This window comes from Marivivens donghaensis (assembly GCF_011806565.1).
GTDB lineage: Bacteria > Pseudomonadota > Alphaproteobacteria > Rhodobacterales > Rhodobacteraceae > Marivivens > Marivivens donghaensis_A.
The window spans coordinates 1-15,221 of record NZ_JAATOP010000015.1; the positions used below are offsets into that span (position 1 = coordinate 1).

Annotated in this window: 17 protein-coding genes; 8 read left to right on the forward strand and 9 right to left on the reverse strand. The window is 60.6% G+C overall.

Annotated features, from left to right (window positions below; genetic code table 11):
* Nucleotides 1-185: 185 nt before the first annotated feature.
* From HCZ30_RS15570 to HCZ30_RS15590, 5 genes are all read right to left on the reverse strand, one after another.
* Nucleotides 186-932, reverse strand: a complete 747-nt coding sequence (locus HCZ30_RS15570; RefSeq protein WP_167639235.1) for an ABC transporter ATP-binding protein — start codon at nt 930-932, stop codon at nt 186-188.
* A gap of 11 nt (nt 933-943) precedes the next feature.
* Nucleotides 944-1,702 (reverse strand): ABC transporter ATP-binding protein, encoded by a 759-nt coding sequence (locus HCZ30_RS15575; protein ID WP_167639236.1) that lies wholly within the window; start codon nt 1,700-1,702, stop codon nt 944-946.
* Nucleotides 1,703-1,713: 11 nt separating this feature from the next.
* Nucleotides 1,714-2,901: a branched-chain amino acid ABC transporter permease gene (locus HCZ30_RS15580; RefSeq protein ID WP_167639237.1), complete on the reverse strand. Its 1,188-nt coding sequence runs from the start codon at nt 2,899-2,901 to the stop codon at nt 1,714-1,716.
* 3 nt (nt 2,902-2,904) lie between these two features.
* The gene (locus tag HCZ30_RS15585; protein ID WP_167639238.1) at nt 2,905-3,927 is read right to left on the reverse strand and encodes a branched-chain amino acid ABC transporter permease; all 1,023 of its coding nucleotides are present in this window, start codon (nt 3,925-3,927) and stop codon (nt 2,905-2,907) included.
* A gap of 93 nt (nt 3,928-4,020) precedes the next feature.
* Nucleotides 4,021-5,364: a substrate-binding protein gene (locus tag HCZ30_RS15590; RefSeq protein ID WP_167639239.1), complete on the reverse strand. Its 1,344-nt coding sequence runs from the start codon at nt 5,362-5,364 to the stop codon at nt 4,021-4,023.
* 230 nt (nt 5,365-5,594) lie between these two features.
* Between HCZ30_RS15590 and HCZ30_RS15595 the strand changes: the two genes are divergently transcribed.
* The 5 genes from HCZ30_RS15595 (at nt 5,595) to HCZ30_RS15615 (ending at nt 11,216) form a co-directional block, all read left to right on the forward strand.
* Nucleotides 5,595-6,878 (forward strand): helix-turn-helix transcriptional regulator, encoded by a 1,284-nt coding sequence (locus tag HCZ30_RS15595; protein ID WP_167639240.1) that lies wholly within the window; start codon nt 5,595-5,597, stop codon nt 6,876-6,878.
* An 84-nt stretch (nt 6,879-6,962) separates the two neighbouring features.
* A complete protein-coding gene (locus tag HCZ30_RS15600; RefSeq protein WP_167639241.1) occupies nt 6,963-7,331 on the forward strand; it encodes a response regulator transcription factor in 369 nt (122 codons plus the stop codon).
* Nucleotides 7,332-7,341: 10 nt separating this feature from the next.
* A complete protein-coding gene (locus HCZ30_RS15605) occupies nt 7,342-7,611 on the forward strand; it encodes a hypothetical protein (protein WP_167639242.1) in 270 nt (89 codons plus the stop codon).
* Entirely contained in the window at nt 7,611-10,277 is a 2,667-nt protein-coding gene (locus tag HCZ30_RS15610) for an ATP-binding protein (RefSeq protein ID WP_167639243.1), read from the forward strand. Before HCZ30_RS15605 ends, HCZ30_RS15610 begins: the two co-directional genes overlap by 1 nt.
* Before the next feature lie 54 nt (nt 10,278-10,331).
* Nucleotides 10,332-11,216 carry a FliM/FliN family flagellar motor switch protein gene (locus HCZ30_RS15615; protein WP_167639244.1) on the forward strand — a complete coding sequence of 295 codons (885 nt, stop codon included), beginning with the start codon at nt 10,332-10,334 and terminating at the stop codon, nt 11,214-11,216.
* A 54-nt stretch (nt 11,217-11,270) separates the two neighbouring features.
* On the opposite strand, the gene HCZ30_RS15620 is transcribed toward HCZ30_RS15615, so the two are convergent.
* The 3 genes from HCZ30_RS15620 to HCZ30_RS15630 are packed head-to-tail and all read right to left on the reverse strand — an operon-like array spanning nt 11,271 to nt 12,584.
* Nucleotides 11,271-11,699, reverse strand: a complete 429-nt coding sequence (locus HCZ30_RS15620; protein ID WP_167639245.1) for a TIGR01244 family sulfur transferase — start codon at nt 11,697-11,699, stop codon at nt 11,271-11,273.
* Nucleotides 11,700-11,709: 10 nt separating this feature from the next.
* Complete coding sequence (locus tag HCZ30_RS15625; RefSeq protein WP_167639246.1) at nt 11,710-12,141, reverse strand: DUF6691 family protein; 432 nt, start codon at nt 12,139-12,141, stop codon at nt 11,710-11,712.
* Nucleotides 12,141-12,584 carry a YeeE/YedE family protein gene (locus tag HCZ30_RS15630; protein WP_167639247.1) on the reverse strand — a complete coding sequence of 148 codons (444 nt, stop codon included), beginning with the start codon at nt 12,582-12,584 and terminating at the stop codon, nt 12,141-12,143. The genes HCZ30_RS15625 and HCZ30_RS15630 overlap by 1 nt, the downstream gene beginning before the upstream one ends.
* A 301-nt stretch (nt 12,585-12,885) precedes the next feature.
* On the opposite strand from HCZ30_RS15630, the gene HCZ30_RS15635 reads away from it, so the two are divergent.
* The 3 genes from HCZ30_RS15635 to HCZ30_RS15645 all read left to right on the forward strand — a co-directional run bounded on the left by HCZ30_RS15635 (nt 12,886) and on the right by HCZ30_RS15645 (nt 14,920).
* Nucleotides 12,886-13,203, forward strand: coding sequence for an ArsR/SmtB family transcription factor (locus tag HCZ30_RS15635; RefSeq protein WP_217703069.1), 318 nt, complete (start codon nt 12,886-12,888; stop codon nt 13,201-13,203).
* A 48-nt stretch (nt 13,204-13,251) separates the two neighbouring features.
* The gene (locus HCZ30_RS15640; RefSeq protein WP_167639249.1) at nt 13,252-13,464 is read left to right on the forward strand and encodes a hypothetical protein; all 213 of its coding nucleotides are present in this window, start codon (nt 13,252-13,254) and stop codon (nt 13,462-13,464) included.
* 97 nt (nt 13,465-13,561) lie between these two features.
* The gene (locus HCZ30_RS15645; protein ID WP_167639250.1) at nt 13,562-14,920 is read left to right on the forward strand and encodes an enoyl-CoA hydratase-related protein; all 1,359 of its coding nucleotides are present in this window, start codon (nt 13,562-13,564) and stop codon (nt 14,918-14,920) included.
* Here HCZ30_RS15645 and HCZ30_RS15650 read toward each other — a convergent pair.
* The gene (locus HCZ30_RS15650) at nt 14,907-15,122 is read right to left on the reverse strand and encodes a hypothetical protein (RefSeq protein WP_167639251.1); all 216 of its coding nucleotides are present in this window, start codon (nt 15,120-15,122) and stop codon (nt 14,907-14,909) included. The genes HCZ30_RS15645 and HCZ30_RS15650 overlap by 14 nt on opposite strands.
* Nucleotides 15,123-15,221 lie beyond the last annotated feature (99 nt).

A 15,221-nucleotide genomic window follows, 5' to 3' on the forward strand; every position in this document is an offset into this window, starting at 1 on the left:
TGCTCGCCCCAGAACCCCTCCGGATCCGAAACAGACGCCTCGTACATCGACGCATAAGTGTCGGCGTCAATGTGGGCAGTTTTTACGAAATCAGCCGAAGGTGAGTAGCTCTTGGTCTCGGTCATGTTCTCCCCCCGAAATCCTTTTTCTTAGATGTTAAACCCGCCCCAGTGGGGCGGGCGGGGTCAGATCGCCAGATATTTGGCGCGCAGAGCTTCGTCCTCAAGAACCTCTTGCGCCGATCCGTCGAAGACGACGGTCCCCGTGTCGAGGATCACCGCTCTGTCGGCAAGTTTCAAGGCGGCAACCGCGTTCTGTTCTACGATGATCGTCGTAATCCCTTGGTCGCGGATGATATTCAGGGTCTTTGCGATTTCCTGAACGATAACAGGGGCAAGGCCCTCGTAAGGTTCATCCAGAAGCAGGACTTTGATGTCGCGAGCCAGCGCCCGTGCAATCGCAAGCATCTGTTGTTCGCCGCCCGAAAGGGTGACGCCTTCCTGTGTGCGGCGCTCTTTCAGACGCGGGAAGAGTTCGTAGATTCGTTCAAGCGACCAGCCGATCGGCGGGGCGATCTGGGCGAGCTTGAGGTTCTCTTCTACAGTCAGGCCCGGAATGATGCGGCGGTCCTCGGGAACGAGCGCGATACCGGCAGCGGCAGCCTGATGCGACTTCATCAGGTGCAGCGGCTGGTGGTCGAGCCAGATTTCGCCGTGCTTCAGCGCGGGATCGTCAAGGCGGGCGAGGGCGCGCAGGGTCGAGGTCTTGCCCGCGCCGTTACGACCCAGAAGCGCGAGGATCTCGCCTTCGTGGATGTCGAAGCTGACGCCCTGAACGATGTAGCTTTCGCCGTAGTACGCCTGAATATCCCAGACCGAGAGGAATTTGCTGTGGGTCGCAGCGTTGTTCACGTTTTTATCGAACTTGGACATATGCTGCTTCCTCAGACCTGTGCCTCACCGAGGTAAGCTTCGCGAACCTTCGGGTGACCTTTGATGTTTTCCGGCGTTTCTTCGACCAGCGGCGTGCCTTGGGCGAGAACGGTGATGCGCTCGGCAAGACTGAACACCACGTGCATGTCGTGTTCGATAATCGCCATGGTGATGTCGCGCTTCTCCTTGATCTCCTTGAGCAGGTCGATCGTGTTGTTGGTGTCGGCGCGGGCCATACCTGCGGTCGGCTCGTCGAGGAGCAGGAGCTTGGGCTCCTGCACGAGGCACATGGCCATCTCGAGGCGACGTTTGTCACCGCGGGACATGGAGCCTGCGTGCATGTTGCGTTTGTCGAGCATGTTCACGTCGGCCAGCATCTGCTCGGCCTGTTCGATAATGCCCTTTTCGTCCTGAACGCTTTCGATGCCGTGCAAACGGAACGCACCGTCACGTTTGGCAAAGCAGGGGATCATCACGTTCTCGATGACGGTGAGATCGGTAAAGATCTCGGGCGTCTGGAACACGCGGCTGATGCCCATCTGGTTGATCTCGTGCGGCTTGCGGCCCAGCACGGACTGGCCGTCGAACATAACCGAGCCGCTATCGGGGATCAGCTTGCCGACGAGGCAGTTCAGAAGGGTCGACTTACCCGCACCGTTCGGGCCGATGATGGCGTGGACGGTGTTTTCCTTGACGGACAGGTTCACGTTGCCGAGTGCCTGCAGACCGCCGAAGCGCTTGTGCACGCCTTTGACTTCTAGAATACCCATCAGGTTTCTCCTTATTCCGCAGGATGCTTGGCGGCGTCTGCGTCGCTCTTTTTCTTGCGGCGTGCGGCGAGGCGCTTGCCACCTTCGACGAGACCGCCGGGCAGGAACGTCACGATCAGCATGAACATCACACCGAGGGTGAGGTGCCAGCCTTCGCCGACGAAGCGTGCAAAGATCCATGTGACCACATCTTCGACGCCGTCAGGCAGGAAGCTGAACCAGCTGTGCAGAACGCTTTCGTTGATCTTCGAGAAGATGTTCTCGCAGTACTTGATAAAGCCCGCGCCGAGGACAGGACCCATCAGGGTGCCGACACCGCCGACGATGGTCATCAGAACGACTTCGCCCGAAGCGGTCCACTGCATACGCTCTGCGCCTGCAAGCGGGTCCATAGCAGCCAGCAGGCCGCCAGCGAGACCGGCGTACATGCCGGAGATCACGAAGGCTGCGAGGGTGTAGGGGCGCGAGTTCAGACCGGTGTAGTTCATGCGCTGCTGGTTCGACTTTACCGCGCGGAGCATCATGCCAAAGGGCGAGCGGAAGATACGGAGCGACAGGTAGAAGCCGATCAGGGCGATGACGGCACAGAAGTAATAGCCGACCGAGAAGGTAAACGACCAACCCGCGATGTCGATAGTGTGCGCCGCGTTCATCTTCAGACCGAAGAAGCCGGGGGTCGGCAGCGAGCTGCTGGTCGGTGCGCCATCAAGAATGCGCGGGTCCGACAGGGTGATCTGGAGGCCGGTCTCACCATTGGTGATTGGCGTCAGAACCGAGTAGGCGAGGCGGTAGCACATCTCTGCGAAGGCGAGCGTCAGGATCGAGAAGTAGATACCCGAGCGGCGCAGCGACACGTAGCCGATGGCCAGCGCGAATACGCCCGAAACCAGAGTGGCCGCGATCAGCGCGGGGATAACGTTCATGCTCAGCAGCTTGAACATCCATACCGATGCGTAAGACCCCACACCGAGGAACGCCGCGTGACCGAACGACAGGTAGCCGGTCAGACCGAACAGAATGTTGAAACCGATCGCCATGAGGCCGTAGATCGCGAAACGCTGCATCAGAGCCGGATAACCGGCATTGAACTGCGCCAGCGCGCTGTCGGCGGGGAAGGGGTTGAGGATGAACGGGGTGAGCAGCGTGAGTGCCACCACGATCAGCATGAAGCGGGAGTCTTTAGCGTTCAGGCCGAGCATGGATTATTCCTCCATCACGCCGCGACGACCCAGAAGGCCACGCGGACGGGTGAGTAGAATGACGATTGCGACAACGTAGATGATGATCTGGTCGATGCCGGGGATGATCGCCTTGACTTCATTAAGCGAGGCAAAGGATTGCAGGATGCCCAGTAGGAAGCCCGCAGCGACTGCGCCAGGCAGCGAACCCATGCCGCCGACAACCACCACGACGAAGGACAGCACAAGGAAGTCCATGCCCATGTGGTAGTTCGGAGACAGGATCGGTGCGTACATCACGCCCGCCAGACCCGCGACAGACGCCGCGATGCCGAACATCAGGGTGAAGCGCTTGTCGATGTCGATGCCCAGCAGACCAACGGTTTCGCGGTCAGCCATACCTGCGCGGACCACCATCCCGAAGGTGGTGAACTGGAGGAAGGCGAACACGCCGCCGATCACGATGGCCGAGAAGAAGAAGTAGACGAGACGCCAGACCGGATAGAAGATCTGCATGCCGAACATCGCGCCGATGTTCACGGTGCCCGAGTAGTCCGACGGCGAGGTCGTCTGGATCGGGTTCGCGCCGTAGAAGTAGCGGACGACTTCCTGAAGAACGATCGCAAGGCCGAAGGTCACGAGGATCTGGTCGGCGTGGGGACGCTTGTAGAAGTGCTTGATGAGGCCGCGTTCCATGACGTAGCCGACCAGCAGCATGACCGGAATGGTCAGCAGGATGGACAGCGGAACGGAGTAGTCGATCATCCACGCACCTGCGTCGGCGCCGAACCACTTTTCCACATACGGAGTTTCAACCTGTAGCGGATTGCCGAGGAAGTCCGTTTGCGTCGGATCTTCGGTGAGGAAGCTGATCTGGAAGATACGGCTGAGAGTAACGGCACAGAACGCGCCGATCATGAACAGCGCGCCGTGGGCGAAGTTCACCACGCCGAGCGTGCCGAAGATGAGTGTCAGACCAAGAGCGATCAACGCGTAAGCGGATCCTTTCTCGAGGCCGTTGAAGAGTTGCAGGATAATAGCGTCCATGGTCCCCGCCCTGGCTTGGGTGTGACTGAGCCCCCGCAGATGCGGGGGCAGGAACCGGCCACAGATGTCTGCGGCCGGCCTATTGAGGGGTGATTATGCGCCCGGGTTGCACTCGCCCAGTTCGCCGCCGGCGAACATCGGATGATCGGGCTCGTACTCGACCTGCGAACGCGGGGTGACTTCCACGATTTCGAGGGTGTCGTACTGGTTGGTCGGGTTGTCAGCGCCTTTCATGACGAGAACGTCCTTGAAGCACTGGTGGTCGGCGCCGCGGTAGTAGGTGTTACCGATGCCCAGACCGTCGAACTCGAAGTCTTCGAGAGCTTCGACAACGCCGCACGGGTTGAAAGTGCCTGCGCGGGTGACCGCATCCGCGTACAGAAGGGTCTGTACGTAGGAAGTGTGTGCCGAACCCGACGGCGGACGACCGTACTTCTTGCCGAACGACTGAACGAAGGCCTGAGTGCCCGGATCCTGAAGCTGCCAGTTCCAGTTCATCGAACCGTAAACGCCCTGAATGTTCGAGCCGGCGCCTTCTGCCATCAGTTCCGAGTAGAGCGGAACGATGATTTCGAAGTTCTTACCGTTGACCTGCTTGTCACGCAGACCGAACTGAACAGCCTGGGTCAGTGAGTTCACCATGTCCCCGCCGTAGTGGTTCAGGATGAGCACATCTGCGCCCGAGTTCAGAACCGGAGCGATGTAGGACGAAAAGTCGCCTGCGCCGACCGGAGTACGGACAGTTTCGACGGTTTCCCAGCCAAGAGCTTCGGTCGAAGCCTTGATCGACTCTTCCTGCGTCCAACCCCAAGTGTAGTCGGCGGTCAGGTGGTAAGCGCGACGCTCGTTGCCGTATGCGTTGCTCAGAACCGGAGCCAGAGCAGCGCCCGACATGTAAGCGTTGAAGAAGTAACGGAAGCCGTTGGCCTTCTTGTCCTTACCGGTGGTGTCGTTCGAGTGGGTCAGAGCGGCCATGAAGATCACGCCAGCTTCCTGACACAGACCCTGCACAGCAACAGCCACGCCAGAGGACGAACCGCCCGAAACCATGACGACGCCGTCTTTCTGGATCATCGACTGGGCCGAGGTACGTGCCACGTCCGACTTGGTCTGGGTGTCACCGGTGACGAACTCGACTTTCTTGCCGAGGATACCGTTGCCTTGAAGTTCCTTCGACGAGAAGGTGCTCAGCATACCGCCGTCGCCTTCACCGTTCAGGTGTTCGACAGCGAGCTCGAATGCGCGCAGTTCGTCGAGGCCTTCTTCGGCGTAGGGGCCGGTCTGCGGAACGTTGAAGCCCAGCTTGACGCTCGAGCCGGTCGGCTCGTTCGTGTACGCGCTGGCGCTCGAGGTAAAGATCGTCGGCAGTGCAAGGCCACCGGCGGTTACCGCACCGGTGCGCAGCAGGCCGCGACGCGAGATATTCTTGATGGACATAAAATCCTCCCTTTGCGTGGACTCCGTCACCGGGCTCCTCTTCCCTGCGACGGCACGTGTTGATGCATTTTACAATGCCCCTCCATTAGAGTGTCGGGTTCGAAAATTTCTCAACAAGTGCAGAAGAGAGAACGATTTTTTTGTAAAGAAAATCACAATACGCTGGTACACATTGTAAAAAGCTTTTCTCGCAAGTGCAGAAAGGTAATGAAATTGCTCAGGGATCAGCCATGCCGCAGCGCCAGCTTACGGGCTCAAGAATTCGCGAAAGACGAACCGATCTGGGGATCAAGCAATCTGAACTTGCGGAAAAGGTCGGAATTTCGGCGTCATACCTCAATCTAATCGAGCACAATCGCCGCAGAATCGGAGGTAAACTGCTCAATAGCCTCGCGCGGGAGATGAAAACGGACCCGTCGTCTTTGGTCGAAGGCGCTGAAACCGCGCTGCTCGACCAGTTGCGCGAAGCCGCCGCCGCCGACCGCGCAGCCGGTGCCGAACTGGGGCGGACCGAAGATTTCGCGGGCCGGTTTACAGGCTGGTCCAACCTCGTGGTGCGTCAGGCGCGGCGGATCAACGATCTGGAGACCCGTGTAAAGGCTTTGACAGACCGCCTCGCGCATGATCCGCAATTGGCGACATCACTGCATGAAGTCATCTCATCCGCCACGTCGATCCGCTCCGCTTCGTCCATTCTGGTGGGCGAGGAAGAGGTCGACCGCGATTGGCAGCGCCGTTTTCACCGCAACATCTATGAAGACAGTCAGCGCCTCGCCGACGCGTCCCGTGCTCTGGTCGCCTACCTTGATGCGCCGAGCGATGAGGGCTCGGTCGCCATGTCCCCGCAGGAAGAGGTCGAAGCCTACCTCGACGCGCAGTCGTTCCACTTGCCCTATCTCGAAGGAGACGGCACGCCGCAGCACGCCCCGACATTGCGGTCGAAAGCGGCTTCTTCGCTGCTGTCCGAATTCCGGCGCGTATATAAGGAAGACGTGCAGGCGATGCCCTTGGACGACTTCAGCGCCAGCGCGATGGAATTGAACCACGATCCCGCACTGCTCGCCGACCGTTTCCGGGTTTCGCTCAGTGCCGCGATGCGCCGCCTCGCGACACTGCCCGTGGACCTCGGCCATCCGGAGTTCGGGCTGGTGATCCTCGATGGCTCCGGCACTATCTTAATACAGAAGCAGATTACTGGCTTCGGACTGCCGCGTTCCGCCGTCTGCCCGCTCTGGCCAGCCTTCCGCGCATTCACACAGCCGATGCAGCCCATTCGCCGCGACGTGCAGCTGCCCGTCGAAGGGGGCGGGCGGTTCCGCTGTTTCGCGATTGCCAGCCCCGTCGGGCCTGCCAGTTTCGACGCCCCGCCAACGCTCGAAGTGACGATGCTCGTGCGCGCCATAGCGCCGTCCGGTCAGCCTGCGGACCCCGTCGGCGTGGCCTGCCGTGTGTGCTCGCGGAGCGGTTGCCGCACCAGACGCGAACCGTCGATCCTCAACGAGGCTCCGAATTGATCTGATTGCTTTGACTCGGCTAGCCAATCCATTGATAGTCGGCTCTAATCAGAGGGGAGCCGAAGTCTTGGGAGGGGCTGACGCATGGGGAAACGTGTTCTCGTTATCGAGGATGAACCGAACATTATCGAAGCCATCAGTTTCATTCTGTCGAGAGACGGATGGACGGTGCACACCCATGCAGACGGCGAAACCGCCAATAACAAGATCAAGGCGATGCCGCCCGACCTCATTATTCTTGATGTGATGCTTCCGGGGAAAAGCGGTTTCGATATCCTGCGCGACTTGCGTGCGGACGGCGAAACCCATGAAATTCCAGTACTTATGCTGACGGCGAGGGGCCAGACCCGCGACCGCGAGATGGCAGAGCGGCTTGGCGTTACCCAGTTCATGACAAAGCCGTTTTCGAACGCCGAGGTGATCGAGAGCGTCCGCACACTGGTCGCCGACTGAGGCCCGCCCGATGGCTGCGCCCAAGAAACTGACCTTCCTCGAACGCTCAAGCTACCGCAGGCGGCGCATCCGGGACGTCATGCGCGTCATGCCGATAGCGGGTCTGCTGCTGATGTTTCTGCCACTTCTCTGGCCGAAAGGTGAAGGAAGTGGATACTTCACGTCCGCCGCGCTGATTTACCTGTTTGTGCTTTGGGTGGCGCTGATCGTCATCGCGGGCGTGCTTGCCCGTTATTTGGGCATCGAGCCAGACAGCCTGCCGCAGCAGGACAAGCGCTGATGGTCTCGTTCCAGTTCCTTGTCTTCGTTGCGGTTTTCTACGTTGCCTTCCTGTTTGTCATCGCGTTCGCGGCAGAACGCAGCGCGGCAAAGGGCAAGGGCAAATGGCTCCGCTCGCCGATCATCTACACGCTGTCGCTGTCGATTTATTGCACTGCGTGGACGTTCTACGGCGCGGTCGGTTACGCGGCGCGCTCGGGGCTGGAGTATCTGACGATCTACCTTGGCCCGACCATTGTAATGATCGGCTGGTGGTGGGTGCTGCGCAAGCTTGTGCGGATCGGGCGGATGCACCGCATCACATCCATCGCCGACCTGATTTCATCGCGCTTCGGTAAATCGACGTCGCTGGGCGTGATGGTCACGCTGCTGATGGTCGTCGCGGCCACGCCCTACGTGGCGCTGCAACTCCAGTCCGTCACGCAATCCATCGCGGTCTTTTCGCAGAGCGCGGGGCAGGGCTGGGTCACTGACGACCTCGACCGCGCAACGCTCTGGGTCGCAGTCGGCCTCGCCATCTTTACCATCGTCTTCGGCACGCGGAACCTCGACGCCAACGAACGCCACCACGGTATCGTCATCGCGATTGCGGTGGAGGCCGTGGTGAAGCTCTTCGCGCTACTGGCCGTCGGCATTTTTGTCGTCTGGGGAGTCGCGGGCGGGATCGGCCCGACGCTCGAACTCATCGACAAATCCCCGATTGCAGAGTGGGACCAGCACTCCGGTCGCTGGGTGGGCCTGACGTTCCTTGCGGGCGCTGCGTTCCTCACCTTGCCGCGCATGTTCCAAGTGTTAGTCGTTGAAAACGCCGACGAAAATAACCTGCTGATGGCGAGCTGGGCCTTCCCGCTGTACCTCATGCTCATGAGCCTGTTTGTGGTGCCGATTGCCGTAGTGGGCCTCGACCGCTTGCCTGCTGGCTCAAACCCCGACCTGTTCGTGCTGACCCTGCCATTGGCCGAAGGGCAGAGTTTCCTCGCGATCTTCTCCTTCCTCGGCGGTCTGTCGTCCGCGACTTCGATGGTCATCGTGGCGACGATTGCGCTGGCGACGATGATCTCGAACCACATCGTCACCCCAATCTGGCTGACGTCCAAAGGCGCAGGCGCAATGGTATCCGGCGACGTGCGCCAGCTCGTGATCGGTGCGCGCCGTCTATCCATCGGCGGCGTACTGCTGCTTGGCTACGTCTATTATCTGCTGTCGGGCGGGTCTGCCGCGCTTGCCGCAATCGGACTTATTAGTTTTACCGGCGTCGCGCAGATCCTGCCCGCGCTCATTGGCGGCCTGTTCTGGCGCGGCGCGACGCGTTGGGGTGCTGTCGCAGGCATCGGCGTCGGCTTTGTCGTTTGGACGTGGACGCTGCTGCTGCCGTCGTTCGGGCCTGACGCCGTGGTGCCCGCCGCCGTGTTCGACAACGGCCCGCTCGGGCTGCGGTATTTGCGGCCCTATGCGCTCTTCGGGATCGACGGCATCGACCCGCAGCTCCACGCGATCCTATGGTCGATGATCCTGAACACGACGATATTCTTTGTTGTTTCGGTGCTGACATTCCCGCAGCCGCTCGAGCGCCTTCAGGGTGCGCAATTCGTCAATGTTTTCGAGCATTCCCAAGGTGCGCGCGCGTGGACCCAATCGACCGCCGAGGCTGAGGATCTGCTTGTCATGGCGCAACGGATCATTGGCGCGGGCGAGGCGCAGGCCCTGTTCCAGCGCGAGGCGCAGTTGCAGGGGAAAGCCAGCTATCTTCCTGATGTCACGCCGGATTTCGTCGCTCACTTGGAGCGCGAACTGGCAGGCTCCGTTGGCGCCGCGACTGCTCACGCGATGGTCGGGCAGTTGACGCAAGGCGTCAGTGTCTCGGTCGAGGACCTTATCGCGGTGGCGGATGAGGCCGCCCAGATCCTCGAATACTCGAACAGGCTGGAGGCCAAGTCGGCAGAGCAGGAACGCACCGCTCTCCAGCTGCGCGAGGCGAACGAGAAACTGACCCAACTATCGATCCAGAAGGACGCGTTTCTGTCCCAGATCAGCCACGAACTCCGGACGCCCATGACCTCGATCCGCTCGTTTTCAGAGATCCTGCGGGACGGTGACATGACGGCGGATCAGACGGTGCGCTATTCGGGCATTATCCACGCCGAGGCGGTGCGCCTGACCCGTCTGCTGGACGATCTGCTTGATCTGAGCGTGCTCGAAAACGGGCAGGTCACGCTGAACATGCAGCGCGGAACCTTGCGCGATCTGATCGATCAGGCGGTCTCTGCAACGGGCTCGGGTCAGGCGATGGCGATCAAGCGGCGTCCGGCGGAGGAGAACGTGCCGCTCTATACGGATGTCGACCGACTGACGCAGGTTTTCATCAATCTTATCGCAAATGCGCAGAAGTATTGTGACGGCGAGAAGCCAGTTCTGCGGATCGTTACCCGCCAGATCGGCGGAAGCTCGGTGGTCGATTTCATCGACAATGGAAGCGGCATCGCCAAGCAGAACCAGCAGGTTATTTTCGAGAAATTCTCGCGGCTTACGGATGCGCGCAAGGCGGGCGGTGCTGGCCTTGGCCTTGCCATTTGCCGCGAGATTATGACCCGTCTGGGCGGCGAAATCGCGTACTTACCGGGGCAGGGCGGGGCTGCGTTCCGCGTGGTGTTGCCGCCGGCCAGTTAACCGGATGGTAAGTTCGCTCTGATACATCGGTCTTGGGTTGGCAAAGAGGCGATGATGATCAAGCAAATGCTGCGCGATAAGGCGGAACCGCCGGACAGGGTATATCTGACGCCCGTCCGCGCGCTCAGATTGGCGGCGGAGCGCGCGGCGGAGCGATCTATCGGGATGTCGGCGGTGGTGGCCGACGTCGAGCAAACAGCGATGACAATTGACCAGCTGGCAGGGGCGCTGGCCGATGACACTCTGCTGGTCCAATGCGTGAGGGGCGGCGAGGCGGTGGGGTTCGTGGGGCTCGACCTCCAGATGCGCGCGGCGGTGGTAGAAACGCGCACCTCGGGGCAGGTGATGCCGAAGGACGCGCCATCGCGGGAGGTCACTCGCGCGGACCATGCCTTGAACGCAGTATTCGTGCAGCAGCTTTTGACGGAGTTGCTAGAATATTGCGAAGGGACCGAATTGGCAGACTGGATCATTGGCGCGGCGACGGGCCGTCCACTCGCCAGTCCGCGGACATTGGCCATGGAATTCGATGACATTCGCTATTCGGTCGTGCGGCTCACGCTGTCGCTGGTGGCGGGCCGCGACGGGATTATCTGGGTTGCGCTGCCGGAGCCTCAGGTCGCTGTCGTCGCTGAAGTGAACAGCGACTGGCAGGAGATGCTGGAGGCGCAGGTGATGGCCTCTGCCGCGTCGATCAACGTCGTCCTGTCACGGATAAGCGTTCCGATTACGCAGATTGCGCGGCTGTCGGTCGGTGATGTGCTGCCGCTTTCGGGGGCGGGAGTAGAGGCGGTGTCGCTCGAAGGACCAGGTGGCAGGCAGGTTGGACAAGCGCGGCTCGGGCAGCTCGCTGGACAGCGGGCGATTAGGCTGGAGGCGATCACGCAGCGCGAAATGACCGAGATGCCCTATACTCAGCAGAGGTTGCAGCAGCCCTGAAAAACAAAACGCCGCCCGAAAAGGCGACGTTTAGGTTGGGGATATTCGGCAGCGTTACTGCGCGCTTGCCAGCCCGTCAATCTGCGGCGCGAGACCGGCGAGGTCGTAACCTGCGTCGGCAGTGGCCTTGATGATCTCTTCGGTCGGCATCTTACCTGCCATACCAAGCGACCAAACGATCGACGAACGGGTGCCCGATGCGCAATACGCCAGAACCGGACCGCCAGCTGCCTCGATCGCGTTCATCTGCGTTGCGACCATATCCATGTTCAGGCCCGCGTGGGTCACTGGATTGGCGGTGAACGCAAGGCCCGCAGCCTCGGCCGCCGCGCCCATTACATCGGTGTGCCACTCGGGCGGGATCTCCGCATCGGGGCGGTTGTCGATGATGGCGACAAAACCGGCCTCTTTGATTGCGGGAATGTCCGCCGGATCGATTTGCGGCGTGACGGAATAGGCGGGGGTAATTTGACGAATATCCATGTGCGAATCCTTAGGCCGCGACACCCACCGCGTCTAGTCGGTTCTTGATCTGCGGCGCCATCAGCATCCCTACGCCCATCGCGAGCACAAAAGTTGCGACTTGGATGCCGCCGTAGGACAGCGAAGCGATCGCCGGACCCGGGCACAGACCTGCCAGACCCCAGCCGATGCCGAACATGGTCGAGCCGATCACCAGCTTGCGTCCGATGACGGGATCGGGCTTGGCCGGAAACATGCCGCCCAGAGCAGGGGTGCGGTTCGTAGTGTATCGCCACGCAAAGAACATCGGGATGATCGCGCCGCCCATAACGAACGCAAGCGTCGGATCCCAGTCACCGAATACATCGAGCCAGCCCTGAACGCGGCGGGTGTCGGTCATGCCCGAAACATAGAGGCCCGCACCGAACAGACCGCCCGAAAGAAGTGCAAAGAGGTTACGCATTAGACCCACCCAAGGATGTGTTTAAACACGATGACCGAAAGGCCACCTGCCATGATGTAGAAGACGGTCGCGACGATTCCGCGAAGCGAGAGGCGGGAGATGCCGCAGACGCCATGGCCTGACGTACATCCGTTCGCGATGCGCGTGCCGACGCCGACGAAGAGGCCGGCAGCAATTACAGCAGCGATGTTGGACGTGACGAACGTGTCAGCCGGTCCATCGGTTTGCGCGTTGCCGAAAATCAACGCCAGAACGGCCGGAACGCCGAAAAGTCCGAGGATGAAGAAGATTCGCTCCATCGACTGGCTTCCTGCTGTACGGTCGATCAGACCGCCGATGATGCCCGAGGCACCCATGATGCGACCGTTGACCAGCAAGTACATCGCGGCGGCCAAACCGATCAAAAGCCCGCCCGCGAGCCCGAAGATCCATTCAGTTTGCATTTTCTTTACTCATTTCCACCATGGCGAGATTAGGTAGCGCCTACGCGTGGCTTTCATTATATTGACCCCAAGTCGGATCGAGGTTTGCATTCTAGAACGACATTACCATATGGTGTTATCGAGACTGGAATTGCGTCCACCGCGCGAGTCATGCAGCTAACCCGTGCTTTCTCGGCGGCCACGCCTATATCCGATACAGATTACTATGTATTCATGTTTCGGATGCATTGCAAGAATTAAATATGTGTGTTATGGAATGCTTGAGGTGACCATGAACGATCTATCAACGACGGCACAAGCAATGGACAAAGCTGCAGATGAAGCTGCAGAGGTGTTGAAGGTTCTCGCGAACCCTTCGCGTCTCCGCATTCTATGCGCACTCCTTCCTGGTGAGCGCTGTGTGGGCGAACTGGAAGAGATTCTGGGCGCATCGCAATCCTACGTGTCTGGCCAGTTGGCGCGTATGCGTTCCGAAGGTCTGGTGAGTTGTGATCGTGACGGTCGCACCATCCGCTACAAGCTCGCGGATCCGCGCATCAGCCCAATTCTTGAGCGTCTGTACGATGTTTTCTGCCCCGAGCATGTGAAGCTTGACCTAAGTCAGAGCGTCAACGCGTAAACCTGCTACCTTCACACTGTACCCAGTTTCAGTGTGAAGGAGGCAGTTATGACCACGAAGGTTCTTGAAAAGCGGCTCTATTCCCTTCTTGGAGAGATGGAGGCCGACCCAGCAGGTCGCTACGTTCATCAACCCGCATTCCGCGCGTTGTTGTCGGAGATGGAGACCGCAGGTATGGCCGTTCCCGAGCGGCTCTATGACCTCGACCAGCAGTTGATCGAAGAGGGCGAAGAGGCCAATTTCGACAACATGCCCGTCTGAGGCGGCTTCCAACCTATCGGAAGTCCATGAAAAGCTTGCCAGATGCAGCGTTGGCTGCACTAATAGGCGCAAGTAAATCGTGAAGTTCGGAAGCCTAGTGAAACTCGTCAAGCATCGCGTCGTCGAAGGTATCGCGGTCGTCGTACTGGCCGCGCCGCCGCTCAATGCGTTGGAACAGCCGGTGCGCGCACAGTTGATCGACCTGCTGGACGCACTTCAGGCACGCGATGATGTCGGCGCGATCTGCATGACGGGTGAGGGCGTTGGATTCTCGGCGGGGCTGGACCTCAGCGATCCGGCGGAAAAAGAAACTAACCCCACAATGAGAGAGCTTTGCGCGGCGGTGGCAAACTGCCGCGTTCCCGTTGTCGTGGGGCTGCGCGGTGCGGTCATGGGGCGCGGCGTCGCGCTGGCATTGGCGGCGCATCACCGCTTGGCCGAACAGAAAACGACCCTCGCACTGCCGGAAGTGTCCATCGGGCAGATCCCGTTGGGCGGTACGACCCAGCGTCTGGCGCGCCTCGCGGGGGCTGACGGCGCGATGTCGCTGATGCTCGGCGGGCGTCCTGTGTCCGCGTCTGCCGCGATGGAGCGCCGAATTGTCGACGGAATCGTATCCTCGAACGTGCAGGCCGCTGCCTACGAGATGTGCAAACGCCTGATCGAAGAGGGCGCGTCGCCTCGCAGAACCAGTGAACTGCGCGACGGCTTTGCCGATGGGATCGGATACATGCAAGCCATCGCGACCCGCCGTCAGGAACTGGGTAAGGGGCTCGTTGCGCCTGTCCGCATTGTCGACTGTGTCGAGGCCGCTGCGGTTCTGCCGTTCGACGTCGGTTGCGACTACGAAGAAGAGCGCCTGTTGGAGTGCCGCAAGAACCCGCAGGCCGCCGCGCTTCGTCATATCTTCTTGGCCGAACGGCAGACGAACTCCAAGCTGACCGCGCTCGACCCCGAAACTAACCGCCGGACGCTGAAGAAGTCGGGTGAGATGGTCGCGCGCGCTCTGCTCACCGCCCAAGGTCAGGCGGGGGCTGCGATGGTGGCGGGAGGGCTGACCGAAGAACAGATCGACGGCGCGCTAGTTTCCGCCGGTTATCGTCGCACGCCGTTTGGCGGCACCACGGCGAGCCATGCGAGCCTCGCGCCCGAAGTCACCCGCAAGCTGATCGCCGCGTTCATGGGGGCGGGGGCGCGACTGCTGGAAGACGGCACCATCGAAGAACCCGCAGCCGTGGACGCGATCAGCGTGCAGACCGGCCTCATGCCGCGCCAGACAGGCGGCCCGATGCACGCGGCTCGCGCGATGGGCCTACTGCGTCTGCGGAACGATATGCGCAAATGGTCCGAGACGGCCAACGTCTGGGACGTGCCGCCGCTGCTTGATGAAGCTGTGAAATACGCGAAAGGGTTCGACGCGCCCGAAGTACTCGGTGCGGACGTCAGCCCAGACTGATACCGACGATCACGGCCATCAGGCCGATCATCGAAACGGCCAGCGCGGCAAAGTTCATCGGGATGATTTTCTGAAGGCGGGCACGCATTTCCTCGTCGTTCGCCGACGATTTCTTGGCCTTTCCGACCATGACGACAGTGCTCATCAGGCCGATGACACCAAGCAGCGTAACAGCTGCGCCGATCCAGATCACGATATCCATAGTACCCTCCGCTAGGCGGGCACGGGCCTAACCTGCCTCGCGGGACTTGGCAAGGGGCGGGGCAGCCGCTAGGGATGGCCTCCGACAAGAACAATGGAG